Raw genomic sequence first — 24,831 nt, forward strand, 5'->3', positions numbered from 1 at the left:
TAAGAAAACGTGGCTTCTGCCAAGCCTTTTGTTGGCAGGTCTTTTATACTTCTCGACAAAGGCCGTTCTGAAATCTATAATATTTTTAAAGCCAAAAAGCAAGGAGCAACCATTCTTATGATCATTCCCTATCAAGACGTTAAACCTTCGGTCTCAGAAACTGTCTATGTGGCGGAAGGCGCAAAAATCATTGGCAGAGTAACCATTGGAGACTACGCAAGTATCTGGTACAATTGTGTTTTACGCGGAGATATTGCCCCAATTGTCATCGGTAAAAGAACAAACATCCAGGACTTAAGTGTTATCCATGTGAATACTGATCTGCCGACGCTTGTAGAAGATGAGGTTACTGTCGGCCATGGGTGTATCCTCCACAGCTGTACAATTCGTAAAGGCTGCCTGATTGGGATGGGCTCCATCATCATGAACGAATCTGTCATTGGCGAAAATTCGATCGTGGGAGCAGGCTCCCTGGTCCCGGAAAGAAAGATATTTCCTCCAAATTCACTGATTCTTGGCTCTCCCGCGAAGGTAATCAGAGAAATTACGCCGGAAGAGCTGGCCTCCATTCGCCAAATGACAGAAAGATACGTTGCCAAAGGCCAGGAATATCTCGTTCAAGGATAGCCGATATCGTCATTGTCTTTTCCCTCTGAATTTTGGTAGTATGAAAAAGATAGTTGAAATACTTTTATCAACTATCTTTTTCATTTGGTTTGTTTGTAAGAAATGGTTTACTGTTCCACGATCTCAATGCTATCCCCCGGTTTAATCCATCCCGGAGACAGGACTTTGGTAAAAATCCCCTCACGCGGCATTACGCAGTCCCCGGCAAGCCGTTTGATGGCGCATCCGCTGTTATGGCATTGTTTGCCGATCTGGGTCACTTCCATCAGCGTCTCACCGATTTTAAGCTTCGTACCAATGGGAAGCTCATACAGAATGATGCCTTCCGTCGTGAGGTTTTCCGCAAATCTGCCGTTATCCAGGCCTGTGAGTCCAGCCTGTTTTAGTTTATCGACACTTTCAGTCCCAAGCAAACTGACCTGTCTATGCCAGTTGGCAGCATGCGCATCTCCGACTAAACCATGATCCACTTTGAAGTAGCCCTTTTCAATTTCTTGTTTTGGAACCCCTGTTGTCTCACTGATATTGACAGCAATTACTTTTGGCATGTGGGGTACTCCTTCCTTTTTTGGTATGTTCATCTTATTTTAGACTGCTAAACAGATAGGATTAAGCAAATAATCGTCAACGGATACTCAGGACAGATACTTTTCAGCGATAAGATCCGCTACGGTTTGATAATCGTTAATATCGATCACCGGAACCGGAACAGCAAGATCATTGACATCTGTGATAATGCCAATTAAGTTCTCCAACGGAGAAACAATGTCGGTGCCCAGCTCTCTTCTTACAACTTCAAATCTTGGTCTTTGGGACATTTTGAACCCTTCGACCAGGATGATATCGACACCTTCAATCACTGCAATTACATCTTCAATATCTTTCTTCATCTCGGTTTTCTGAATGACAGCATATTGGTCGGGCCCGATAATCGCCGTAGATCTTGCACCCGCCTCAGCAAATCGCCAGCTGTCTTTACCTGGTTTATCAATATCGAAGCGGTGGGCGTCGCTCTTGATCACTCCGACCCTAAAACCACGTTTCGTCATTTCCCTGATTAGTTTTTCCAAGAAAGTTGTCTTTCCGGTGCCTGATTTCGCGGCAACAAAACATATGACTGGAACATCATTCACAGTGTTCTCCTCCCTGTCGTTTTTGTTAAAATGGCTGCGCACACTCTCCGGTAGTCCCTTTTAGAATTTCTATGCCGTGCTCCAACGACTGCAGAACAACTGCCAGACATTCTTTAACACCTTTCGGGCTTCCCGGTAAATTGATAATCACAGTTTTGCCTCTGATTCCAGCGGCTGCTCTGGAAAGCATCGCTCTGGACGTGACCTTTAGGCTCTCCAGTCTCATCGCCTCGGGAATTCCCGGGGTGAGCCTTTCGACGACAGCCAGCGTAGCTTCCGGGGTCACATCCCTCGGTGAAAACCCGGTTCCTCCGGTCGTGAATATCACATCGACTTTACGTTCGTCGGCATATTCAATCAGCTTGGCTTCAATGATCTTCTGTTCATCCGGAACAATTTCCAGAATCTTAACTTCCCAGCCAATCTCTTCGACCATATTTTTAATGACCTGTCCGCTTAAGTCTTCGCGTTCTCCTCTGGATCCTTTATCACTAGCTGTGATAACGCCTACAGTGATCATCATTCTTCACCTCTCCGAAGAGTTTATTTTTTTGTTTTATCCGCTCGGATATAATTGCCGCTTTTGCCGCCGGACTTGCTGACCAGACAGATATCCCCGATCACCATATCCTTTTCTGCGGCCTTGCACATGTCATAGATGGTAAGCGCTGCGACAGAAACTCCCGTAAGTGCTTCCATCTCGACGCCGGTCTGCCCGGAGTTATTAACTGTTACCTGAATTTCAATCTTACTTTCCTGCTCGTTGATTTTAAAAGAAACATCTATTCCCGATAACAGCAGCGGGTGGCACATCGGAATAATATCAGAAGTCTTTTTGGCACCCATGATACCTGCAACCTGCGATACCGCCAGCACATCCCCTTTAGCTATGAGTCCTTCCTTGACCAGCGCCAGGGTTTCAGGCTTCATCCGGATCTCACCGCGTGCTACCGCTACGCGAGTGGTTTCAGCCTTCCCGCTTACGTTAACCATTCTGGCCCGTCCCTCTTCATTGAAATGTGTCAGTTCACTCATGTTATTTTTCACCCGCCTATTTCATGCATATTTCTTATTACCGGCTGATAATTACTGCTCTGGATACAATGCCGGGTGGGTTTTGCCATGATTCCATCCATCAGAAACTTCTCAAGTCCGTTTTCAGCGTAATTTCGGATATCGATCTCAACATTGGAATGAAGACATGGTTTCAGTTTGCCATCGGGCGTAATCCTGATCCGGTTACAGTAATTGCAGAAATGGCTGCTTAACGGGCTGATCAGACCAACCTTGCCTTTGCTGTTCGGAAGTTTGTAGAGACGTGCTACGCTGCCATGTCTTTTAAACGGCAACGGGATCAACGTCGGTACTCTTTTCAGTATTTCTTCGTTGGACAAGAAATGCTCCTGGCCCCACGCTCCGGCTTCCCCGATCGGCATAAGCTCAATAAAACGAACTTCGATATCATGATCCATCGTCATCGCAACAAAATCTTCAATTTCATCGTCGTTAAACCCGCCAATAAGAACGACATTGATCTTTAATGGGAATAATTTTACTTCTTTTGCTGCCCTAATCCCTTCCAGAACATCCTGGACATTGCCGCAACGGGTAATTTCCTTATATTTGGTCGGATCCATGCTGTCAATACTAATATTCACCCGCGTCAACCCAGCTTTTTTCAGGTCATCCGCATATTGTTTCAGAAGCAGCCCGTTGGTCGTGAGTCCCAGTTCCTTGAGTCCTTTGTTTTTCAGCAAGGCAATATTTTGGACCAGATCCAGGATCCCTCTCCTTACCAATGGCTCTCCGCCAGTGAGCCTGATCTTGGTGATTCCGAGTTTAACGGCTGTCTCGGCAATTTTCTCCATAGTTTCCAGGCTTAAGATATCGCAGCGTTCTTTTTTCTCAATACCTTTTTCCGGCATACAGTACGTACATTTTAAATTGCATAAATCCGTTACAGATATTCTTAAATAATTGATATCCCTGCCATATGCATCGATCATTATCTCAACTCCCCACTTACACTCGTATACCCGTACACTGAATGAAAATTCTTATCTGCAGAAATAGCAGTTTGGATATTGACACATCTGGCAGTTCAAACATAAACCGCCTTCACCCATCCGGATAAAATCATTTTTGTTCAGTGTCTCTCCAGCAAAGATCTTCGGCAGTACCACATCCAGGACAGTTGTCCTAAAATAGGCGGCAGCTCCGGGGACCCCTAAGATAGGTACCCCGTTCAAATAAGCCAGCATAAACATATTACCAGGCTGAACAGGAACACCATAAGTTACAACATCTGCACCGGTGCCCCGGATCGCTCCAGGGGTAAGATCATCGGGATCTACGGACATTCCCCCGGTCATAATAATCATGTCAGCTTTTTGCTCCATATAACCTGTGATCTTCGCTTGAATTAATTCCAATTCATCAGGACAATATTCCTGACCGATGATTTCCGCGCCAAAATACTCAAGTTTTTTCCTGATCACAGGCCCGAATTTGTCCTTGATTCTTCCTTTATACACTTCACTTCCGGTAATCACAATCCCAACCGTGAGCTCTTTATACGGCTCAACATGAAATACCGGACCATAAAGGGTGCATAATTCCTCTACTTTGCGAATATTTTCTTCTTTGGTAACCAGCGGTATAATCCTGGTTGCAGCAACTTTCTGATTAACTTCAACCTTGAAGTTATTCGGTAGGGACGGTATCGTAACATGTTCGATCGAATTGATTTCGTGCAGCAATGAGCTTTTGATCCTCAGCAAACCTTTTTGAGTCGAAATCAACGTAGTTTTACCTTCCTGAGGTTCCGAAAAACGGATGTTCTGACCCATGACAGCTTGGGCCATTCTGATCGCCGCATCGTCTTCATGGATTTCATCGGCATTTTCTTCCCAGACGTAGATGTGCTCTTTACCAAGACTCAATAGTTCCTCGATATCTTCCTGCTTGATCACATGATTTCTTTTAAAAGCGGGGCCTTTGAATTCCCCAGGAATCACTTTCGTTATATCGTGGCAAAGGACCATGCCGACTGCATCCTGAACTGCTATTTTTTTCACTTTTATTCATCTCCTTAGATTCCATTCTTATTGATTCCAACTTTTTCATTTTGCTTCTATTCAATAATATAAGCGATTAATTTTTCACCGGCCTTGACCGGGCCGCTCTTTTCCGGAATTTCCGCCAGGATATCACAGCCGAGCATGGAGCGCAGCACACCATTGCCTTGTTCTCCAGTCGATTCCATGATGACCATGCCATTCTCGTAAAGCATTCTACCGCGCAAAAATCTTCGGCGAGGACTTGGTTTTCGAAAATCCTTCTTCAGAATCACTTCGATCTTCCGGTAATAATAATCCTTTCTGCCAGCCATTTTTTTAATGTAGGGGACAGCCATCAGCTGAAAAGTTACCATTGCCGCTGCCGGATTGCCCGACAGGCCGATCAGCATCTTCCCGTCCTTCACTGCGGCCAGACACGGTGAGCCCGGTTTGATCTCAATTTTCCAGAAAAGTATTTCGGCACCAAGATAATCGGCTGCATGCCGGATCACATCATAGTCTCCCACTGATACGCCCCCGGTCGTCAGTACCAAGTCGGCCTGCTTCCAGGCCTTTTCGACCAGGGCCGCAACTTCTTCTTTCTTGTCTTTGCAGATCCCCATCACGACAGGCTCTACACCAAGTAAACGGAGATAGCCTTGGAGTGTATAGCTATTGCTGTTTCGGATCTTACCTGGAGCTAGAGGCTCCGTTACATCACGAAGTTCGTCTCCGGTCGAGATAATCGCAATTTTTGGACGTTTATAAACTGGTACTTCGGCAATCCCCAGGGAGGCCATCAGCCCCATCAGAGGCGCCGTAACAACGGTTCCCTCAGCCGCAATCAGATCACCTACGGCAATATCTTCACCCTCAGGCACAATATCTTCGCCGTGCTTGAAGGCCTTTGAAACAGATATCTTGCTGCCCTGGACTTCTACCTCTTCAAATTTAACAACTGCATCGGCGCCTTCAGGAATCGGAGCTCCTGTCAAGATTTTAATTGCCTGACCCTTGCTGACAGCGTTTTGGGCCGTATAACCTGCCGGTACTTCTTCAATCACCTCAAAGGTGACCGGGTTAGCTTCGCTAGCTCCCACAGTATCTTCAGCCTTGAAAACAAAACCGTCATAAGGTGAACGCGGAAACGGCGGAATGTTTTCTCTGGCGACAATATCCTCTGCCAGCACTCTAACGAGGGTATCCGCTAAATGACTATTCTCCTTTTCGGCCAAAGGACAATAATCAAATATCAAATTTTGGGCTTCTTCCAACGAAATATTTTTTTGCATGCGTATCCTCCTTATTAATCACAAAAATCCTGCACGGACATGCAGGATAAAGATTTTTGGTTCGCAAACAAACCAATTCTTTTTCACATCTCCTTCGCGATACAGCAAGTAACAGAATTTCTTCTGCTACTCCGTGGACTTTGTCCAGACCTTGCATCCATGGCAGCATTGCAACTTTAGGATCCAAGGCTCGGAGAAAAATATTCTAATGTTGTGATCCGCCGACTCCTTTGCTTATATTCGTCTCAACAATTGGAGGTGGTACCCTACTAGGTGAACACTCCTAGTAGGGTTATATAAAGGGAAGGAACACACCCAAGGGTAATGGCACGATAAGATAGATTATACTTATCATACTTGTTCCTTATTCAATAATCAATACAAAATATGTATCAGTTTCAGATTAGATTCGCTTGTCGTCGTGAATAATCGGTCAAACCTTTAAAAATGCCAGTCTTGTTATCACCGAGCATATTTCTGGTTCGTTCAACAATGCTGTCATTTCTCAAAAATAAGTATATTGTTTTATTTATTGTTTCACTTGTTATTTTACACCCGTTGTACCCGGCAGTTCAAGCCATTATATGTCCAAGTTCCAACCAAAGGGTCAGAAGTTTCAAAATCATCATTGGTCAGGATATTCGCGTTACTAATCTTTAATTTAACTCTTAAAGTTGAAAAACGCATCAGATAATACATATAACTTTTGGGTAAACTACTATCGGGAGACTAAATCAATAATATTCAATTTACAAAAAAAATTAAGGAAATTGGAGTAGAAGGGGAATATGCAATTATGGTATACTATACTGCATATTATTTTATTTCGGAGTGAGCTAGCAATGGACGAAAAGAAACTATCCAGTCAGGTTGTAAAACGTTTGCCCAGATATTACCGGTATCTTTCAACGCTGCTGCAATTGGGAATCAGCAGGATTTCCTCTAAAGATTTAGGCAACCGAATGGGTCTGACCTCTTCTCAGGTAAGACAGGACTTTTTTTGTTTTGGTGGCAACGGCCTACAGGGATATGGTTATGATGTCAGCTTTCTGCATCAGGAAATACACAAACTACTTGGACTGCAGCATTCTCATAACATGATCATTATAGGGGCCGGAAGTTTGGGCCATGCTTTGGCTAAACACACGAATTTTGAAAAAAGCGGGTTTAGACTTGCCGGAATCTTCGATGTCAAGCCTGATCTGATCGGCGAAAAAATTAGGAACGTTGAGGTCCAGCCCGTGGATGACCTGCCGAATTTTTTAAGCAAAAACTCTGTGGATATTGCGGTCTTGACTGTTCCGGAAAATTGTGCCGGTGAAGTCGCCAGGTTGGTTACTGATTTAGGCGTTAAAGCTTTATGGAATTTCTCTCCGGTCGAACTGATGATGCCGGAAGATATTATTGTGGAAAATACCCATATGATTGACTGTCTGATGGTGCTTGGATATAACCTTCAGGAAAAGTCTCTGAGGGAAGAGTCTCTGAAAGAAACACCATAAACAGCAGTTATTGTTGAGTAGATCATAAAGCAATCAACAATTAGGCGAACAAATAGGCATATAAAAATAGAATAATTGATTCCAAGAAATAACAAATAGTCCTGATAATCTCCCTGTTAAAACTGAACCGGGAGATTTTTGTTTATTGTTAAATAATTAACGGCATTGTTAAATATATTAATAACTTTGCTAGCAATGTCTATTATTTTGCATTGTTATTCTGTTATTTTGTCAAATAAATAACTATTCTTGATTTACATTTTGCCCCATATTACACTAAAGCAAGCACAGGTAAACTTTCCTGCAGAAAGGTTACAGAAAGGCAGTGTGATCAAATGACGGCAATCAAAGAAGTTGTCAATCGGTTTGGAAAAGAAGAAGCCTTGTTGCTTCAAGTAATTTTAGCCGTTCAGGATGCTGACCCCCAGAATCATCTGAGTGAAGAAGCCGTAAATGAAATTTCCCGGGAAATGAATATCTCCCGAAGCAGGGTTTATTCCACGGCATCTTTCTATAGTGAGATCTCCTTGAAACCGAGGGGCATGCACATTATCCGGATATGTACCAATGCGCCGTGTGAAAATGCCAACAAAGCTTCCATCCTCGCTGCAATTAAACAGGAACTCGGGATTAAGATCGGACAAACAACAACGGACGGGCTTTTTTCTCTGGAAAGCGTCAATTGCCTTGGTGCCTGCTATATGTCTCCGGCCATCAAAATTGATGATGCGGTCTATGGTGACCTGACTCCGGAAGCTGCGGTCGCCATTATCCGTAATTTAAGAAAGGAATATCAGAATGAACAAAATGCTTGATGACGATCAGATTTTTAATATTTCTCCGGGCAGGCATGTTGACTTGGACCATCATTGTCAAAACGGCGGATATTCCGCGTTAGCCAAAGCCCTGGCCCAGGGTCCTGAAACTTCCCTGAAAGAAATATCGGATGCCGGACTGCGCGGCAGGGGCGGAGCTGCTTTCCCTACTGCTGAAAAAATAAAAATGCTACGGGCCAACACGGAAAAACTGCGTTATATCATTTGCAATGCCGACGAAGGTGAACCAGGCACCTTTAAGGACCGGTTCATTATGACCCATATCCCTTTTCAATTGCTGGAAGGCATCACCATCGCGGCGTTTATGGCCGGAGCTTCTGAGGGTTATATCTACGTTCGGCACGAATATCCTGAAGCGCAGAAAATCCTGCGCGAAAGCATTGAAGAAGCCGAGCGCCGCGGATTCCTTGGAGAAAATATTCTTGGCAGCGGTTTCAGCTTGTCTTTAAAGCTATTTTCCGGTGCCGGAAGCTATCTTTGTGGTGAGGAAACCGCTTTAATTTCCTCCATCGAGGGCAAAAAAGGCCGTCCGCGTCTGAAACCCCCTTACCCGACCCAAGCCGGTCTCTGGCAAAAACCCACGTTGATTAACAATGTTGAAACGCTTGCCAATATCCCCAAAATCATTGAAAAAAGTGCATCCTGGTATCGTTCTTTTGGTACACCGGACAGTCCCGGAACCAAGTTGATTTCGCTTTCCGGCGATGTCCAAAACCGCGGTTTATTTGAAGTACCATTCGGAATGACCTTTGCTGAAATCATCAGCGAATATGGCGGTGGAGCAAAGACCGGAAAAGCCATAAAAGCTGTAAACATTGGCGGCGCTTCCGGTGTTCTGATACCGCCTGAGATGCTTTTTACCCCACTGGAATATCTGGCCTGTTCCAAGACCGGGATTACGATCGGATCAGGGGCTATCTTTGTTTTGGACGACACCCGTTCGATCTTGTCAAACGTTCAAAACCGGCTGCGCTTCTTTCTACATGAAAGCTGCGGCAAATGCACGCCCTGCCGGGAAGGACTGCGTCAGGCCAATCTGATCCTTGACAGACTGCTCGCCGGAGAAGCCGTGCGTCAGGATGTTAGCACGCTGGAACGGTATACCCGGGCGATTCAAGAAGCTTCCTTTTGCGGTCTCGGCCAAGCAGCCGGCAACAGCCTTCGTTCCTCCCTGGCCTATTACCGGGATGAATATCTTGCTTCCTGCCGTGATAACAAACCATCATTCATTGAGGAGGAGACCGCCTGATGCAAAACATTAATATTACGCTAAACGGTAAGGTAACGGCAGTTGCACCTGAAATCACTATTTTAGAGGCAGCCAGACAACAGGGCATTGATCTTCCAACCCTTTGCCATCATCCTGATCAGCGCGTCAAGGCAAATTGCCGGATTTGTGTGGTCGAGGTAGAAGGTGTAAAAAACCTCGTACCTTCCTGTTCCACTAGGGTAACAGCCGGAATGAACATCACGACGAATTCTCCGAGAGTCAGAGAAACTGTACGCACCATTCTGGAATTAATTTTTGCTGACCATCCGCAGGAATGTCTGACCTGTATCCGTAACGGTAACTGTGAACTCAGACAAATCGCAGCTAAATTTGGAGTCAGGGATATCCAAGGAGAAAAAAGAAAACACAGTTTCTCTCAGGATTTCTCAACCCCTTCGCTGGTCAGAAATCCGGATAAATGCATCAAATGTGGTCGATGTGCAGAAGCCTGCCACTATATTCAGAACGTTGGAATCCTCTATAGTCATAACCGCAGTACGGAAATCAGCATTTCACCGGAATACGGTAAACAGCTGGCTGATGTTGCCTGTGTGCTGTGCGGACAGTGTGCTTTGGTTTGTCCGGTAGGTGCAATTCATGAAAGGGATGATACAGACCGCGTCTGGGAAGCTCTTGCAGATCCCCAAAAACATGTCGTCGTTCAGGTCGCTCCGGCCGTCCGGGTATCACTAGCTGAGGAATTTGGATTCCCATCAGGCGAAATCGCGACAGGGAAACTTGTTTCTGCTTTGCGCAGTCTGGGATTTGACCGGGTTTTCGATACAGACTTTTCTGCAGATCTAACCATCATAGAAGAAGGCCATGAATTACTGGACCGGATAGCAAACGGCGGTGTCCTGCCGATGATTACTTCCTGCAGCCCCGGCTGGATCAAATATATGGAACACTACTATCCGGAATTGATTCCGCATCTGTCGACCTGCAAATCTCCCCAGCAAATGTTTGGGGCCCTGGCCAAAACGTACTATGCTCAGACCAGCGGCCTTGAAGCCAAGGATATCATTGTCGTCTCCGTGATGCCCTGTACCGCCAAAAAATTTGAAGCCGAGCGCCCGGAAATGGATGCAAGCGGCAGCCAGGATGTAGATATCGTCCTCACGACCCGCGAACTTGGCAGAATGCTGCAGCACGAGGGAATTGATTTTCGGATGCTCCCTGAAGCTGAATTTGATTCGCCCCTCGGCATATCAACAGGTGCAGCCGCTATTTTCGGAGCAACCGGCGGAGTTATGGAAGCAGCCCTGCGCACCGTGTATGAAGTTGTTACAGGTAAAACCCTGACTGACTTAAACTTTACAACCGTGCGTGGAATGACCGGCGTAAAAGAAGCTTCGGTTGATCTTGCCGGAATGGAAGTAAAAGCGGGGATCGCCCACGGGCTTGCCAACGCCAAGAAAATCTTAGAAATGATCAAAGCCGGCCAGTCCGATTACACGTTTATTGAGATCATGTGCTGTCCCGGAGGATGTATTGGCGGAGGAGGTCAGCCTTACGGTACGACCAATGAGATCAGAGCCAGACGGATCGAAGCCCTGTACCAGGTCGATGAAAATATGCCGCTACGCAAGTCGCATGAAAATCCGGCAGTACAGGAACTCTATCAGGACTTTCTGCTTGAGCCCCTCGGAGAATTATCTCACAGGCTTTTGCACACCCAATATTGCAGCCGCAGTTAAAACAATGATGCCGAAGCAAAAGCCCCCCCGTCCATGAACACCCTTTTCTGGAATGTACCTTCTCCTTGAACACTCCTTCCAATGGACACTCTTTATCTGACTATACCTTCTCTCTGAGCGCACCCTCCCTTGAATTACTATTCGAATATAATGCGAAGGAACCGCAGATGTTATTAAAATACCCGCGGTTCCTTCGCATTTATTGACTAATCTTCCACCCAAATCAAAATTATCAATGCCACTTGAATTTCATGCCCCGTAAGCTTAGGGAATTATAGGCTTTGGACAATTAATATCTTTTACGGTGTAGATTTGTCGGTATCCCCATACTCTGACGGTACTTATTGACCGTTCTCCGAGATATCTTTATCCCCTTGCTCACAAGCATGTCCATAATATCCTGGTCGCTCAGTGGTTGGTTCGGGTCCTCTTTATTGATGATATCCTGAATCAAGTGTTTGACACTTTTCGAACTTATTTTGTCGCAGTCATAAGAACCCACACCGGAGTTAAAGAAATACTTCAAAGCAAACAGTCCACGCGGCGTCTGAACGTATTTGTTGCAGGTGACCCGGCTTACCGTAGATTCATGGATACCGACCAAATCCGCAACCTGACTCATGGTCAAGGGCTTCAGATATTCAATGCCATTGTCAAAAAATTCTCTTTGAATATCAACAATACTTTGCACAACTTTGTAAATGTTCAGTCTTCTTTGTTCAATTCCGCGGATGAGTCCCAAAGCGGAATCAAACTTTTCTTCAAGATATTTTCTTACATCATCACATAACGCATTCGAATTACGGAGAATAGCCACATACGTCTGATTGATTCTCAAATAGTTAAAATCGAGGTCGTTCACAATAACCAAATAATCGTTCTGGTCTCTCATAATCGTAACATCAGGCCAGATAAAAGGATTTCTTTCAGCGCCAAACTGCAGTCCGGGTTTCGGATCAAGCGTCTTGATAAGATCATAGACTTCTTGGACCTGCTTCGCAGATACGGAGAGGGCATTGGCTATTTTCATCATTTTTTTGTCGGCAAGATCCTGGAAGTAATTTTGAATAACCCGTTCCGCAAACTCGCTGTCCTTGCCGTTTGCTCTCATTTGCAGAAGCAGGCATTCCTGGAGATTACGGGCACCTACACCGATAGGATAGAAGGTATGAATGACCCTCAGGACCTCTTCCACTCTCTCAACGGCAACATTCAACTTTTGGCTAACATATTCCAGTTCTGTTGTAAAATAGCCGTTCCGGTCAATGCTTCCTATTAGAAAGTTTCCAATGACAATATCCGCAGGATTCTTGATCTCTAAATTCAATTGTAATTCAAGCTGTTCATATAAACTTGGCCGATCAGACAAATATTGTTCGTATCCGGTGTTATTTTCATTCTTCTCGTTCCAGATATAACCAATATTACTGTCGCTGCTGAAATGTTCAATTAGGTCGTCCATATTAACCCGGGTTGCAGTTTTGCTGACAACCTCATTGTTTTCAGCAACGGGTTCATCTTCGTCCAGGAAAGGATTCTCTTCAATTTTTTTTGTGATATACTCGCTTAGCTCCAGAGTCGACATCTGCAATACAAAAATTGCCTGACGCAGTTCAGTGGTCATGAACAATCTCTGTTGCTGTTCAAGAAATATATCTTGGCGTATCTGCCTCATATTTTCCATCCACCTTCTGAATCAAATCAAAATACTATACAGATTCCCGGACAGACGGCATTTTCATATTCTTTTCACATTAGAAGCCGGGATTTCCTCGGGCATGATACATCACTTGACCCTCACGGCAAGATTCATGCCAAACAATATCTGAGTTAAGTATACAACCTATTTAAAATACTTTCTATTATCGTTTTTTAATTTTTTTATGTAAATTATTCTTCATCTGCCACCAATTTCAACGGTTTATAGATTCGTTCCAAGGACTATTTATTTCGATTATTTATTTCCTGTTACTTCTTCCACCAAAGTCTCGAAAAACAACTCCATAAATCTGACCCTTTTTCTGGCGATTACTTTCGCTTCTTCCGTATACAGCCTGTCCGGTATTTTTCTCAATTTAAGCTCAAATTCCAGGTTGGTCGTATGTTTGGAAGCATCTTTAATCCTGCCGTTCTCACCGATATTTTCCTTTAGATATTCTTCGACAGAAACCTCATGATATAGTCTTTCCCCGTGCTGTCCAGCAAGCATGAAAGAGCGGGCAATCCCAGTTGCTCCGATAATATCAAGTTTGTCGGCATCAAAGAGGATTTTGGCTTCGATGCTCTCCGGCTGATGGCCCGTCCTGAACCGGTGCGCTAAAATACAGTGTGTGATCTCCTGCCTCAAATCCGGATCATAATTTAGGTCTTGAAGGATCTTCTCGGCCATTTCCGCACCCAATACGGCATGGTCGATCTCTCCGGAATTATCTTCATCCTCTTTGGCTCTGGCAATATCATGAAGCAGGACGGCCGGAATCAATACTTCCGTATCGACATCATCCCGCTGCCCGGCCAGAATCAAACAAAGATGATAGACCCGCATAACATGATCCAGATCGTGGGCCGCATAAGACAGCTCTTTCTCTACAATATCCTGCAGAACCCGATACCGTTTTTCCATCGATATATTTTATGCCTCCCTGTCCCAATAAAGCATTGTATTCGCCCACGGCGCATTCAAAATGAAAAAATACTGCCAAGAATCAGTTGGCGTATCTACTATATTTCGAGCAACTCAAAACCTGTGGTAGGATTAATCTTTCTAGAGCCATCACTTGTATTCAGTTCAATCATGACGACCTCGCCGATTTGCCAGATGTCGACCCCTTCACGTACACAGCCTGCTACTGTTTTTTCCTCTCTGCCAAAAGCGGCGTGCATATGCAAGACCGGGTTCCCTTGTTCGTTTCGAAACAAAGTTCCGACTCCCAGTGTTTCGCTGGCGCCTTGAAGCTCTGTCATCATCTTGCGGGGTTTAAGGGCCTGTCCGTCTTCAGGTCCTACGACGACCTTGCTGCCCTTGTCCGCCCCTCCCAGAAAATGAACCAGTGCGGAATTGATCTGGTGTTTTTCGGCAAAATCCTGAATAATGGCCGGGATTTTTTCTCCGTGTTCCAATCTCAGGATGAATATTCTCCCCAATGTCGCTTCTATATATTTCAATGCTGTCCCCTTCTTTCTATGGCTGTAATCATTTTGGGTTGCCAGTAACTTGCAATAAACGCTTTTAATGAAGGCATAAAAGTACCTCATATCATTATAACATACAGACAAAAATGCCATGTTCATAAGAGTTTCTTTTATAACCAGGTTAGAAAACATTTTGCTTGACTTTAACTACTTAAGTATTTTATAATTTAGTTAAGTATTCAGTTAACTAAAAATACCCGGAGGATATATGGATCAAATTGTGCAGGTATTCAAAGCGCTCTCTGATGAAACAAGACTGCAGATCTTGCTTATCCTGTCTAGAAGAAGCATCTGTGCCAAAGGAATTGCAAGACATCTTCAAATTTCCGAAGCAGCGGTGTCTCAACATATTAAAATTTTAAAGGAAGCCGGCCTTCTGATTGGCGAGAAAACAGGCTACTTTGTACAATACAATTTACAGCAATCTGTTTTTGAAGATGTGATCGGATTCATTGAGCAGATATCAGGCACCCACACCGCGGGTCACTACAAAGATGTTTTCAGCGTCCCATTTAATTGTCAATATGCTTGTAAGGCCCAGCGTGAAAAGTGCTGTGAGCGTTCAAGCAATAAATAAACTTCAGAAAAGGAGCTAAATATGAAAATTTGTATCCCTGTAAAAGAAGACAAAGGACTTGAGAGTATCCCCTATGATCATTTTGGCTCAGCCCCATTCTTTCTTATCTACGACCCGGGTAAAGAAGAGATAAAAGTCATCGGCAACGGAGATTCTCATCATGAACACGGGATGTGCCAGCCTTTGAAGGCATTGGGCGGAGAACAGGTGGACGCGATATTAGTCGGCGGAATCGGTGCAGGCGCCCTGATGAAACTTAATGCGCAAGGAGTTCGTGTTTTTCGGGTTGATAATACCACCGTTTCGGTTAACATCCAGCTCTTCCTGGATAACCAGCTTCCGGAATTCTCTGCCATGAACAGCTGCAGCCATCACGGATGCCACTAACCTTGATAGATATTTTTTAGCCCTAAGGGAAAGTAATGACCCCGAAGGGCTACTTTTTTATCTTGTCAGCATCAGATTCTATTTAAAGAAACATACCGCCTTTTGTTTCCCGACATCAGCAATAATCTCCAGATCTTTATGCGTTCCTTTATTGACATCGTATACTTTAATGATTTCTCCAAGGGAGGCGCTCAGTGGTAGCAGCTCAGGAAGCAAATTTTGAAAGTGGTTTAATAATTTTGTCTGAAGGACTCCTCCCCTGCCTTCCGGGAAAAGCGCCACATAAAAAATATCACTTTCAATAAGATCCTGAAAGAAATGCGTTCCGTAAGATATTTCTGGGGTGAACCCGCCCTCTTTGACTGCAATTTCACCAAGCACGGTGATATTATTAATTTCGGAAAAATAAACAGGCACGCCGAGCGAAGGTGTACTGGTTCCCCATCGTCCAGGGCCGAGCAGCAGCACGGTCATGTTTTCTTTCTCAATCTGGCTGTTCAATTTGCCGATACATCTGGCTACCCTGTATTTTTCGAGATCACTCAGCCGGCTGTAGCTTTCAGGCTCGACATAAATGATTCGCTGAATACCGTAATGGATATTCCCACCCATAAAAGTATTATGGCTTTGAAAGAATGTTTTTTGGAAATCAATATATTTCGGGAACACCACCTTACTTTTGAGACCTTTTGCGGGCAGCGGCCTGCACTGCAGGAGATTGATCTGATAATGATCCATATCTTTAAAGTTAACGGTAAATTCAATGTCCACTGGATACGCATAGAATTTTTCCAGGGATTTAAGCATTTTTTGAATGACCCCGACGAAAGTGGAATCGGACAGAAATTGATCAAAATTAATAATCCAGGCCTGCCGGTCTTGCTGGCCTATTTCTTTCATCATTTTTTCTGCAGTATAATCTCTCTGCGCAAAATAATGCAGTTTGGGATCGTCAATTTCGTTTAAAAGATCGTTGAACGCGATACCAATCATACTGTTTTTGGTTACCATCAGCGCATCAATATTTCTTTGGGCATATTGCCTGTAATCGTCAAAATCCGTTAGAGGTGATGACAAAGGTTCATCAATCGCTATAATTCTGGCATAGTCGCCCGCCGTACGGTTTACAGCCCGGGTGCCTAGACCTACAACTACCCGCAGCATGCCCGCTTTCGGAGACATTTTCTCATCCCAGACATAGATATTGTTTGAGTAGCCGACCCCAGCAAGATCCGGAAAAAAATATTCTTTACGATAAGAACCCGATACGCGTTGCACAAGCAAAGCCATCTGCTCATCCTGGTCGGCTATTCCTCGTTTCAAACGGTACATCAGCGCGTCGTCGCTCATCGTGCTGGCAAAGACTTGTTTCACAGCGTTTTCAAATTCAAGATAGCGATGTTCGAGCGTACCTTGGTTCGTACAAAAAACACTTTCATATTTTCCAGCAAAAGAATTGCCAAATCCATCTTCCAAAAGGCTGCTGGAGCGGACAATGATTGGTGATTGTCCAAAATACTCCAGGACCCGCAAAAAATGGTTTTTTACATTCTCTGGAAAAATACCGCTAAGTATTTTGCTTTTAATGACTCTGGCCAGAGAAAAATATTTTTCAGGTTTTCTCTGCTCCATTCTAAGTTTCCAGAGACCATTTTTAACAAGATAAGTGTAAAAGACATCGGAACCAATGTAGAACGAATCATGGGGTTCGAGAATTTTTTTATAATCAAAATTTTTATCTTCAAGCAAAATTTTTCTGGCCAGAAGCATTCCGACTGCTTTACCACCGATAAATCCAGATCCAATTAAACTTGACTTGATCTGAAGCAGATCTTCCAGGGTAAAGACCTTCGTCAGCAACTCAAGGAATCTTTCATCGCGACTTAAAACCATCCGACAGAGCTTCTCTACCAGGTTTTTTTCCTCAGCAGACGGCATACGGCTGAATTTTACCTTTTCATAGGTGTCTGACGCCTTCAAAAACATCCGATCCCAATAATCCAAATGCCTTCGCGGAGCATCAAACACATTCAGGGACATATCTGCAAACAGCTTTGAAGCATCACTACTGCTTGTTAACGGAATAAATTCCTGCGCCTGTTTGATATGCGGCAGAAACATCGTCGGTGAGTACCTGTCAATCACCTTGACCGGATGAATATAGGTCTGTCCCCTGACATTATAGATATTGATCAATACCTGAGTCGTTTCCCGAATCGCCGAAATCGTCTCATACGAATTCATATTTTTATAAATTGCAAAGAAAGCTACCGTTTTCAGTTCATATAAATACGGACAGGTGATCTGGAAAAAGTTGCCGATCATAAGATCCGTTGCCCAGGTGTACAAAAGATCGGACAGACAATCAAAAACGTAAAAGGCCTCTTCTCCCTCAGCTGCAATAATCTGGTGGACCTGCGTGGAAAAAGCTTCGAAACCGTGTTCGGCGTCAATATGGTACACTTTAACATTTTCATTGTCGTCAATAATTGGAGAATGACGCGCAAACCGCATATAAATCACTTTTCTGCCCTCGTCCAGACTCGTTCTGATAAAAGGCAGCACAAAGGATTCATAATCTGCGATATTGTCAACCTGCAGAACAACATTATCACCAATCCTGAGATGGTCGATGATCTCATCGAGCCCCGGCAGGCCGGACCTTATTTTCTTACGCTGATCCATTACACATCATTCCTTACGCCAATTTAGCTATCATTTTATCCTTAAAATTAATAATTGCTGACATTCAAATCTATATGTGCAAGCAGCCAATAACCGATACGCAAAAACCAAGCAATGAATCCTGGCATCTATCCATTACTTGGCTTTACTATTCGGTATGATAAAGCATAACGGTAGATGCCGTGTAATATCATGTTATCACATCCGGCATGAACATTACACTCTGTTTATCATAACAAGTGGCTAGATAATTATACTTTTGCCCATCAAATATTTGTCCACTTCTCTGGCTGCCAGCTTCCCTTCCTGGAAAGCCCAGACAACCAGACTCTGACCTCTGCGCATGTCGCCAGCAGCAAAAACTTTGTCGACATTCGTCTCAAAAAACGCATATTCCGCTTTGACATTGCTGCGGGCATCCCGCTCCAGCTTAAGCTCTTCAGGTATACTGTCTTCCGGCCCTAAAAAACCCATGGCAAGCAGGATCAGGTCCGCTTCCCATACCCTTTCGCTTCCTGGAATCACCTGCGGAACCATTCTGCCGGCAGCGTCTTTAACCCAGGTCAGGTTGACTGTATGGACTTCCTTGACCTCATCGTTCTCATTGCCCACAATCTTTGTGGTGGAAATGCAATAATTTCTCGGATCCTTGCCATTGAGAGTGATTGCTTCTTCCTGTCCGTAATCTACTTTTAGCTTTTTCGGCCATTCCGGCCAGGGGTTCGTAGCTTCAATACGACGAGCAGGCGGCTCAGGCAGAATTTCAAACTGGAAAACACTTTTGCAGCCATGCCGGATTGCCGTGGCCACACAGTCTGTCCCAGTATCCCCGCCGCCAATGATGATGACATTCTTACCCTTGGCACTGATAAAACTCTCATCCTTCAGGTTGGAATTCAATAGACTTTTGGTGGTCGCTTTCAGGAAGTCTACGGCATAATAAACCCCTTTCAGATCTTTGCCTTTCACATCCAGCCCCCGGGGCTTGGTAGCCCCTGTGCACAGCACAACGGCATCATAGTTTTCTACGAGCTCCTGGGCCTTCATATATTTGCCGACTTCGGTATTCAAAACAAACTCTATCCCGGACGCCTTCAGTACATCAAGCCGCCTTTCAATAAATCGTTTATCAAGCTTCATGTTGGGGATCCCATACATCAAAAGTCCCCCGGCCCGATCATCCCGTTCATACACCGTGACCTTATGGCCGACGGCATTCAGATAATAGGCCGCCGACAGTCCGGACGGGCCTGAACCGACAACAGCGACTTTTTTACCGGTGGCTTTGGCCTTCTTAGGGGTCACCCATCCTTCGGCAAACGCTTTCTCGATAATCTCATATTCAATGCTGTTAATGGTTACAGCGTCCATGATATAGCCTTCGGTACAAGCCCCTTCACAAGGTGCAGGGCAAACCCTTGAGGTGAATTCCGCGAACGGCGTTGTTCTACTCAGCCGTTTGTACGCTTCTCGCCATTGTCCTTTATAGACGAGCTCATTCCACTCTGGAATCAAATTGTGCAGCGGGCAACCTGAAGCGGCGCCGTTCAAGAGTACACCGCCATGGCAGAAAGGTACCCCGCAGTCCATGCAACGCGCACCCTGTGTCCGAACAATCTCGGGATCCTGGGGAAGCTTGACTTCATTGTAGTCTTTGATCCGCTCTTCAGGCTTCCTTTTCTTCGGATCGATTCTGTTATACTCTAAAAATCCTGTTGCTTTTCCCATGATCAGACCTTCCCTTCAAAGGCAGCCGTCAGGGCTTCTTCACCGCTTAAGCCAGCCTTATGAGCTCTATCGATATTTTCCATCATCTTTTTATAATCTCTGGGTATGATCTTCGTAAATCTTGGCGTGTAATTCGCCCAATCATCCAGTACTTTCCGGCCTAGGGGACTTCCCGTGTGCGCTACATGTTTACGGATCATTTCCCTGATTTCTTTCAGTTCCTTTTCCGAAGTGATTTTTTCCATGAGAATCAGGGACTTGTTGCAGTATATTTCTTCAAAATCAAGGATATAGGCAACACCGCCGGACATACCCGCAGCAAAGTTCCGTCCTGTCTTACCCAGGATCACAACTTTTCCTCCGGTCATATATTCACAGCCATGGTCGCCGACACCTTCAACAACCGCATTGACGCCGCTGTTTCGGACACAGAATCTTTCGCCGGCAATTCCGTTGATATAGGCTTCACCTGAAGTTGCGCCGTAGAAGGCGACATTGCCGATCAGGATATTTTTCGCTGGTTCAAAATCTGAAGTTTTTGGCGGATAGACCATAATTTTACCACCCGAAAGGCCTTTGCCGATATAGTCATTAGCATCACCTTCAAGTTCCAAAGACATGCCCTTGGGTGCGAATGCACCAAAGCTTTGACCAGCAGAACCTACAAAGGTCAGCTTAATGGTATCCTCCGGAAGCCCTTCTTCCCCGAAACGCTTGGTTATTTCACTGCCGACAATGGTTCCAACCACGCGGTCCACATTGTTGATCTTCAGTTTGGCCCGGATTGATTTTTTGTGTTCCAGGGCCGGCTTGCACATTCTTAAAAGCTTGCGCATGTCCAAGGATTCTTCCAGTCCATGGTTTTGCTGCTGTGACTTAAATCTGCCGACATCTGCACCGGCGTAGGGCTGATACAGAACCTGGGAAAGATCAACCTGGGCTGCTTTCCAATTCTTAATATTTTCTTTGTGTTTGAGCCTGTCTGTACGTCCAACCATTTCATTAATGGTCCTGAAGCCAAGTTTCGCCATGATCTCCCGCATTTCTTGTGCAACAAACAACATAAAATTCTCAACATGCTCAGGTTTGCCGGCAAAATTCTTGCGGAGCTCTTCATTCTGGGTTGCAATACCTACCGGACAGGTGTTCAGGTTGCAGACGCGCATCATCACACAGCCCATGGAAATGAGTGGAGTGGTGGCAAATCCATATTCCTCAGCGCCAAGGAGCGCAGCGATGACAACATCTCTGCCTGACAGAAGCTTACCGTCTGTTTCCAGGACGACCCTGTCCCTCAAGCGGTTAAGCACAAGGGTCTGATGGGTCTCGGCAAGACCCAATTCCCACGGCAATCCTGTATTTTTAATGCTTGTTCGCGGTGAAGCACCTGTACCGCCATCATAGCCGCTGATCAGAATAACGTCGGCCTTGCCCTTGGCCACACCGGCCGCAATCGTACCGACACCCACTTCAGAAACAAGCTTAACATTGATTCGGGCATCACGGTTGGCATTTTTAAGGTCATGGATCAGTTCCGCCAAATCTTCGATCGAATAGATATCATGGTGCGGCGGGGGGGAAATTAGTTCAACGCCTGGTGTCGAGTGTCGGACTTTGGCAATCGCCGGAAAAACCTTCCGGCCTGGAAGCTGCCCGCCCTCTCCAGGCTTGGCTCCTTGTGCCATTTTGATCTGTATTTCCGAGGCATTTACCAGAAAGCTGCTGGTAACACCAAAACGACCTGAAGCAACCTGTTTGATGGCACTGATTAGACTGTCGCCATTAGGCAGTTTTTTAAATCTTTCAGGATCCTCGCCACCTTCACCACTGTTACTTTTGCCGCCCAAACGGTTCATGGCAATCGCCATACATTCGTGGGCTTCCTTACTGATCGAGCCATAGGACATCGCCCCGGTCTTAAATCTTTTGACGATAGACTCGACCGGTTCGACTTCTTCGATTGGAATCGTATCTCCGGCGCTTATTTTAAAATCCAGCAGCTGCCTGAGTGTATAGATCTCCTCGTCATTAATTTTTCTGGAGTAATCTTTGAAAAGATTGTAATTGCCTTCCCGGCAGGCGCGCTGAAGCAGGTAGATCGTTTCCGGGTTGTAGAGATGAATCTCCCCACTATCTTTACATTGGTAGAAACCGCCGATTTCCAGTGTATCTGTGTAGAGTGCATTCTCATCAAAAGCACTTTCATGCCGCATTTGATTTTCCATCGTAATTTCTTCCAGACCGATTCCTTCCAGGCGGGATGGTGTCTGAGTAAAGTAGCGGTCAATCAGATCTCTTTTTAGGCCGACAGCTTCAAATATCTGGGCACCGTGGTAGCTGCGCATCGTCGAAATACCCATTTTCGTAAGCACCTTTAAGATGCCTTTGATCGAGGCTTTAATATAGTTCTTTTTTGCCTCCCGATAACTTAGACCATTCGTCATTCCTTTGGCTGCCAAGTCTCTGATCGTTTCGTAAGCAATATAGGGGTTGATCGCGGTAACACCGTACCCGATCAAGGCACAGAAATGGTGTACCTCCCTGGCTTCTCCGGTCTCCAGAACAATACCTACACTTGTCCGGATTTCACGGCATATCAAATGGTGATGCAGACCTGAAGATGCCAGAAGAGCGGGGATAGCGGCAAATTCTTTATTAACGCCCCTATCCGAAACAACAAGAATATTTGCGCCATCAGCAATTGCTTTATCTGCTTCCCGGGATATTTTGTCTAAAGCTCTTTCCATTGCTCTAAGCCCGCCAGTCGCCTTGTAAAGAATGGAAATCCTGGCTGTCTTAAACTTCCCGTTATTTAATTTCATAATGGTATCCAACTGCGTATTGGTGAGGATCGGTGATTCCAAATACACTGCGGAACTATGCGTCCGGTCAGGATCCAGAAGGTTTCCCGCATTCCCCAGGAGCATTGTGCCGGAGGTAATAATTTCCTCACGGATGCCATCAATCGGGGGATTCGTCACTTGGGCAAAAAGCTGCTTGAAATAATGGTACAGCATTTGAGGTTTGTCTGAAAGTACCGCCAGCGGTGAGTCCATACCCATCGATCCAACAGGGTCAATGCCATCAGTCGCCATCGGCAGAATCATTTTATTGATATCCTCATGGGTATAGCCAAATGCTTTCTGCTGGGAGATAATATCTTCCAGCATCGGTGCTTCCAACTCGTCGTCAGCAGGGAGATCACTTAAATAGACAATATGCTTCTTATTCCACTCTTCATACGGATGCATCAGGGAAACACTCTTTTTGATTTCCTCATCAGAGATGATCCTTTGTGCTTCCGTATCGATCAGGAGCATTTTACCCGGTTCTAGACGGCCTTTATATTTGACATTTTCAGGTTTGATGTCGAGAACCCCCACCTCAGAGGCGAGGATGACTTTATCATCTTTGGTGACATAATAACGTGATGGTCTGAGTCCGTTCCTGTCCAGTACGCCACCGATAACCGTTCCGTCCGTAAAGCCCATGGCAGCCGGTCCGTCCCAGGGCTCCATGATAAAATTGTTAAACTCATAAAAGTCCTTTTTTTCTTTGGACATCAGATCGTTCTTTTCCCATGGCTCAGGAATCATCATCATGACAGCATGAGGAAGCGATCTGCCGGTAAGATGGATAAACTCAAGACTGTTGTCAAACATGGCCGAATCGCTGCCCGACTCGTCAACAATCGGATATACCTTGGAAATATCATCAAACAACGGTGAATCAATGCATTTCTGTCTGGCCTTCATCCAGTTCACATTACCTCTGATGGTATTGATTTCCCCGTTATGGACAATATACCGGTTCGGGTGCGCCCGCTCCCAGCTCGGAAAGGTATTGGTGCTGAACCTGGAATGAACCATGGCCAGTGCCGAAACAAAATCAAGGTCGGAAAGATCCAGATAAAAATTCCTAAGTTGTTCGGCTGTAAGCATACCTTTATAGACAATGGTTTTGCTGGAAAGGCTGGCAATATAGAAGGAGCCGCCCTTGTCTTCACACATTGGGATGATCAGTTTTTCCGCTCTTTTCCGAATGACATAGAGCTTTCTTTCAAAATCCATATCATCGGTCAGATCAGGGCTTCTTCCGATAAAAACCTGTATAAACCGAGGCATAACAGCTTTGGCACTATGGCCGACCGTCGATTTGTCAATCGGGACTTCCCGCCACCCAAGAATCTTCTGTCCTTCCTCACGAACAATCTTTTCAAAAGAATCCATCTGGGTAACCCGAAAATCTTCATATTTATGGGCAAAAATCATCCCCACACCATATTTGCCCTTTTCCGGTAAATTAAAACCAAGAACATCACATTCCCGTTTAAAGAAGTCATGGGGTATTTGTACCAAAATACCAGCGCCGTCACCCGTATTCTCATCCGCACCACTGGCACCTCTGTGGTTTAAATTCTCCAGAACTGTTAAAGCTTCCTCGACAATGTCGTGCGATTTTTCACCTTTGATATTCACGACAAATCCCATACCGCAGGCATCGTGCTCAAAGGCCGGATCGTAAAGACCCTGTTTTCTTGGCAATTGATTGTATTCCATATTACACACCCTTTGTTGGAGTTTACATCGATAGTTTCTTTACGATTTTACCAAAAATCCATCAATAACATAACTGTTTTAAGTAAAAAATATTGTATTCATTTTAATTTTTTCAATATTTCTTATTTTTTTATCAATTTATTGCCAATGTTTAAATATTAAAATTTAATATTTAAAATTCATTATTTTGCATCACTAATATCTTATAATGAATACAGTATATTGTTTGTTTTGTTATATTCAAACGCAAATTAATATTGTAGAATACGGTTATTGATAAAAACACT

The 24,831-nt window shown here is 44.8% G+C and carries 20 protein-coding genes and 1 riboswitch; of the genes, 7 read left to right on the forward strand and 13 right to left on the reverse strand.

Translation table 11 applies throughout. From position 1 onward, the window contains the following. Positions 1-117: 117 nt before the first annotated feature. Positions 118-627, forward strand: coding sequence for a gamma carbonic anhydrase family protein (locus C1I38_RS08470; protein WP_026156359.1), 510 nt, complete (start codon positions 118-120; stop codon positions 625-627). Between the two features lie 107 nt (positions 628-734). Here C1I38_RS08470 and C1I38_RS08475 read toward each other — a convergent pair whose 3' ends face one another. From C1I38_RS08475 to glp, 7 genes are all read right to left on the reverse strand, one after another. Continuing rightward, positions 735-1,175 (reverse strand): MOSC domain-containing protein, encoded by a 441-nt coding sequence (locus C1I38_RS08475; RefSeq protein WP_020491799.1) that lies wholly within the window; start codon positions 1,173-1,175, stop codon positions 735-737. A gap of 87 nt (positions 1,176-1,262) precedes the next feature. Then, a complete protein-coding gene (mobB, locus tag C1I38_RS08480) occupies positions 1,263-1,760 on the reverse strand; it encodes a molybdopterin-guanine dinucleotide biosynthesis protein B (protein ID WP_020491798.1) in 498 nt (165 codons plus the stop codon). Between the two features lie 25 nt (positions 1,761-1,785). Beyond that, on the reverse strand, positions 1,786-2,280 hold the full coding sequence (locus C1I38_RS08485; RefSeq protein WP_026156358.1) for a MogA/MoaB family molybdenum cofactor biosynthesis protein: 495 nt from the start codon (positions 2,278-2,280) through the stop codon (positions 1,786-1,788). Positions 2,281-2,303: 23 nt separating this feature from the next. After that, positions 2,304-2,795: a cyclic pyranopterin monophosphate synthase MoaC gene (gene moaC / locus C1I38_RS08490; protein ID WP_119774537.1), complete on the reverse strand. Its 492-nt coding sequence runs from the start codon at positions 2,793-2,795 to the stop codon at positions 2,304-2,306. Between the two features lie 8 nt (positions 2,796-2,803). After that, on the reverse strand, positions 2,804-3,766 hold the full coding sequence (gene moaA / locus C1I38_RS08495; RefSeq protein WP_119774538.1) for a GTP 3',8-cyclase MoaA: 963 nt from the start codon (positions 3,764-3,766) through the stop codon (positions 2,804-2,806). Between the two features lie 51 nt (positions 3,767-3,817). After that, entirely contained in the window at positions 3,818-4,837 is a 1,020-nt protein-coding gene (locus tag C1I38_RS08500; protein WP_119774539.1) for a molybdopterin-binding protein, read from the reverse strand. A 56-nt stretch (positions 4,838-4,893) separates the two neighbouring features. Next, a complete protein-coding gene (gene glp / locus C1I38_RS08505) occupies positions 4,894-6,111 on the reverse strand; it encodes a gephyrin-like molybdotransferase Glp (protein ID WP_020491793.1) in 1,218 nt (405 codons plus the stop codon). 73 nt (positions 6,112-6,184) lie between these two features. Further along, positions 6,185-6,319: riboswitch (molybdenum cofactor riboswitch) on the reverse strand. A 634-nt stretch (positions 6,320-6,953) separates the two neighbouring features. Here glp and C1I38_RS08510 point away from each other — a divergent pair. From C1I38_RS08510 to C1I38_RS08525, 4 genes are all read left to right on the forward strand, one after another. Further along, a complete protein-coding gene (locus tag C1I38_RS08510) occupies positions 6,954-7,613 on the forward strand; it encodes a redox-sensing transcriptional repressor Rex (RefSeq protein WP_026156355.1) in 660 nt (219 codons plus the stop codon). Positions 7,614-7,948: 335 nt separating this feature from the next. Further along, positions 7,949-8,428, forward strand: a complete 480-nt coding sequence (locus C1I38_RS08515; protein ID WP_020491791.1) for an NAD(P)H-dependent oxidoreductase subunit E — start codon at positions 7,949-7,951, stop codon at positions 8,426-8,428. Next, entirely contained in the window at positions 8,412-9,698 is a 1,287-nt protein-coding gene (locus C1I38_RS08520) for an NADH-ubiquinone oxidoreductase-F iron-sulfur binding region domain-containing protein (protein WP_243103614.1), read from the forward strand. Before C1I38_RS08515 ends, C1I38_RS08520 begins: the two co-directional genes overlap by 17 nt. Further along, on the forward strand, positions 9,698-11,416 hold the full coding sequence (locus tag C1I38_RS08525) for an NADH-dependent [FeFe] hydrogenase, group A6 (RefSeq protein WP_119774540.1): 1,719 nt from the start codon (positions 9,698-9,700) through the stop codon (positions 11,414-11,416). The genes C1I38_RS08520 and C1I38_RS08525 overlap by 1 nt, the downstream gene beginning before the upstream one ends. Before the next feature lie 289 nt (positions 11,417-11,705). Here C1I38_RS08525 and rpoN read toward each other — a convergent pair whose 3' ends face one another. The 3 genes from rpoN to C1I38_RS08540 all read right to left on the reverse strand — a co-directional run bounded on the left by rpoN (position 11,706) and on the right by C1I38_RS08540 (position 14,581). Beyond that, a complete protein-coding gene (rpoN, locus tag C1I38_RS08530) occupies positions 11,706-13,091 on the reverse strand; it encodes an RNA polymerase factor sigma-54 (protein ID WP_026156353.1) in 1,386 nt (461 codons plus the stop codon). A 279-nt stretch (positions 13,092-13,370) separates the two neighbouring features. Beyond that, positions 13,371-14,039 carry an HD domain-containing protein gene (locus tag C1I38_RS08535; RefSeq protein WP_020491787.1) on the reverse strand — a complete coding sequence of 223 codons (669 nt, stop codon included), beginning with the start codon at positions 14,037-14,039 and terminating at the stop codon, positions 13,371-13,373. A 98-nt stretch (positions 14,040-14,137) separates the two neighbouring features. Then, positions 14,138-14,581 carry a PPC domain-containing DNA-binding protein gene (locus C1I38_RS08540; RefSeq protein WP_165904931.1) on the reverse strand — a complete coding sequence of 148 codons (444 nt, stop codon included), beginning with the start codon at positions 14,579-14,581 and terminating at the stop codon, positions 14,138-14,140. Positions 14,582-14,816: 235 nt separating this feature from the next. Between C1I38_RS08540 and C1I38_RS08545 the strand changes: the two genes are divergently transcribed. Further along, positions 14,817-15,185, forward strand: coding sequence for a metalloregulator ArsR/SmtB family transcription factor (locus C1I38_RS08545; RefSeq protein ID WP_020491785.1), 369 nt, complete (start codon positions 14,817-14,819; stop codon positions 15,183-15,185). A 21-nt stretch (positions 15,186-15,206) separates the two neighbouring features. Then, on the forward strand, positions 15,207-15,572 hold the full coding sequence (locus tag C1I38_RS08550; RefSeq protein WP_020491784.1) for a NifB/NifX family molybdenum-iron cluster-binding protein: 366 nt from the start codon (positions 15,207-15,209) through the stop codon (positions 15,570-15,572). Between the two features lie 78 nt (positions 15,573-15,650). Here the strand turns inward: C1I38_RS08550 and C1I38_RS08555 are convergent, their stop codons facing one another. The 3 genes from C1I38_RS08555 to gltB all read right to left on the reverse strand — a co-directional run bounded on the left by C1I38_RS08555 (position 15,651) and on the right by gltB (position 24,544). Further along, positions 15,651-18,257, reverse strand: a complete 2,607-nt coding sequence (locus C1I38_RS08555; protein WP_119774542.1) for a PEP/pyruvate-binding domain-containing protein — start codon at positions 18,255-18,257, stop codon at positions 15,651-15,653. A gap of 243 nt (positions 18,258-18,500) precedes the next feature. Further along, a complete protein-coding gene (locus C1I38_RS08560) occupies positions 18,501-19,985 on the reverse strand; it encodes a glutamate synthase subunit beta (protein ID WP_119774543.1) in 1,485 nt (494 codons plus the stop codon). Between the two features lie 2 nt (positions 19,986-19,987). Continuing rightward, positions 19,988-24,544, reverse strand: coding sequence for a glutamate synthase large subunit (gene gltB / locus C1I38_RS08565; RefSeq protein ID WP_119774544.1), 4,557 nt, complete (start codon positions 24,542-24,544; stop codon positions 19,988-19,990). Between the last annotated feature and the right edge of the window lie 287 nt (positions 24,545-24,831).

It is taken from the genome of Dehalobacter sp. 12DCB1, from assembly GCF_004343605.1.
Lineage (GTDB): Bacteria > Bacillota > Desulfitobacteriia > Desulfitobacteriales > Syntrophobotulaceae > Dehalobacter.

Bases quoted from the DNA above. Each gene is read 5' to 3' on its own strand.
- C1I38_RS08520 (WP_243103614.1), top strand. From the start codon at position 8,412: ATGAACAAAATGCTTGATGACGATCAGATTTTTAATATTTCTCCGGGC.
- C1I38_RS08515 (WP_020491791.1), top strand. From the start codon at position 7,949: ATGACGGCAATCAAAGAAGTTGTCAATCGGTTTGGAAAAGAAGAAGCC.
- moaC (WP_119774537.1), bottom strand. From the start codon at position 2,795: ATGAGTGAACTGACACATTTCAATGAAGAGGGACGGGCCAGAATGGTT.
- C1I38_RS08555 (WP_119774542.1), bottom strand. From the start codon at position 18,257: ATGGATCAGCGTAAGAAAATAAGGTCCGGCCTGCCGGGGCTCGATGAG.
- C1I38_RS08485 (WP_026156358.1), bottom strand. From the start codon at position 2,280: ATGATCACTGTAGGCGTTATCACAGCTAGTGATAAAGGATCCAGAGGA.
- gltB (WP_119774544.1), bottom strand. From the start codon at position 24,544: ATGGAATACAATCAATTGCCAAGAAAACAGGGTCTTTACGATCCGGCC.
- C1I38_RS08560 (WP_119774543.1), bottom strand. From the start codon at position 19,985: ATGGGAAAAGCAACAGGATTTTTAGAGTATAACAGAATCGATCCGAAG.
- C1I38_RS08535 (WP_020491787.1), bottom strand. From the start codon at position 14,039: ATGGAAAAACGGTATCGGGTTCTGCAGGATATTGTAGAGAAAGAGCTG.
- C1I38_RS08510 (WP_026156355.1), top strand. From the start codon at position 6,954: ATGGACGAAAAGAAACTATCCAGTCAGGTTGTAAAACGTTTGCCCAGA.
- C1I38_RS08525 (WP_119774540.1), top strand. From the start codon at position 9,698: ATGCAAAACATTAATATTACGCTAAACGGTAAGGTAACGGCAGTTGCA.
- moaA (WP_119774538.1), bottom strand. From the start codon at position 3,766: ATGATCGATGCATATGGCAGGGATATCAATTATTTAAGAATATCTGTA.
- C1I38_RS08470 (WP_026156359.1), top strand. From the start codon at position 118: ATGATCATTCCCTATCAAGACGTTAAACCTTCGGTCTCAGAAACTGTC.
- C1I38_RS08550 (WP_020491784.1), top strand. From the start codon at position 15,207: ATGAAAATTTGTATCCCTGTAAAAGAAGACAAAGGACTTGAGAGTATC.
- rpoN (WP_026156353.1), bottom strand. From the start codon at position 13,091: ATGAGGCAGATACGCCAAGATATATTTCTTGAACAGCAACAGAGATTG.
- C1I38_RS08545 (WP_020491785.1), top strand. From the start codon at position 14,817: ATGGATCAAATTGTGCAGGTATTCAAAGCGCTCTCTGATGAAACAAGA.
- glp (WP_020491793.1), bottom strand. From the start codon at position 6,111: ATGCAAAAAAATATTTCGTTGGAAGAAGCCCAAAATTTGATATTTGAT.
- C1I38_RS08475 (WP_020491799.1), bottom strand. From the start codon at position 1,175: ATGCCAAAAGTAATTGCTGTCAATATCAGTGAGACAACAGGGGTTCCA.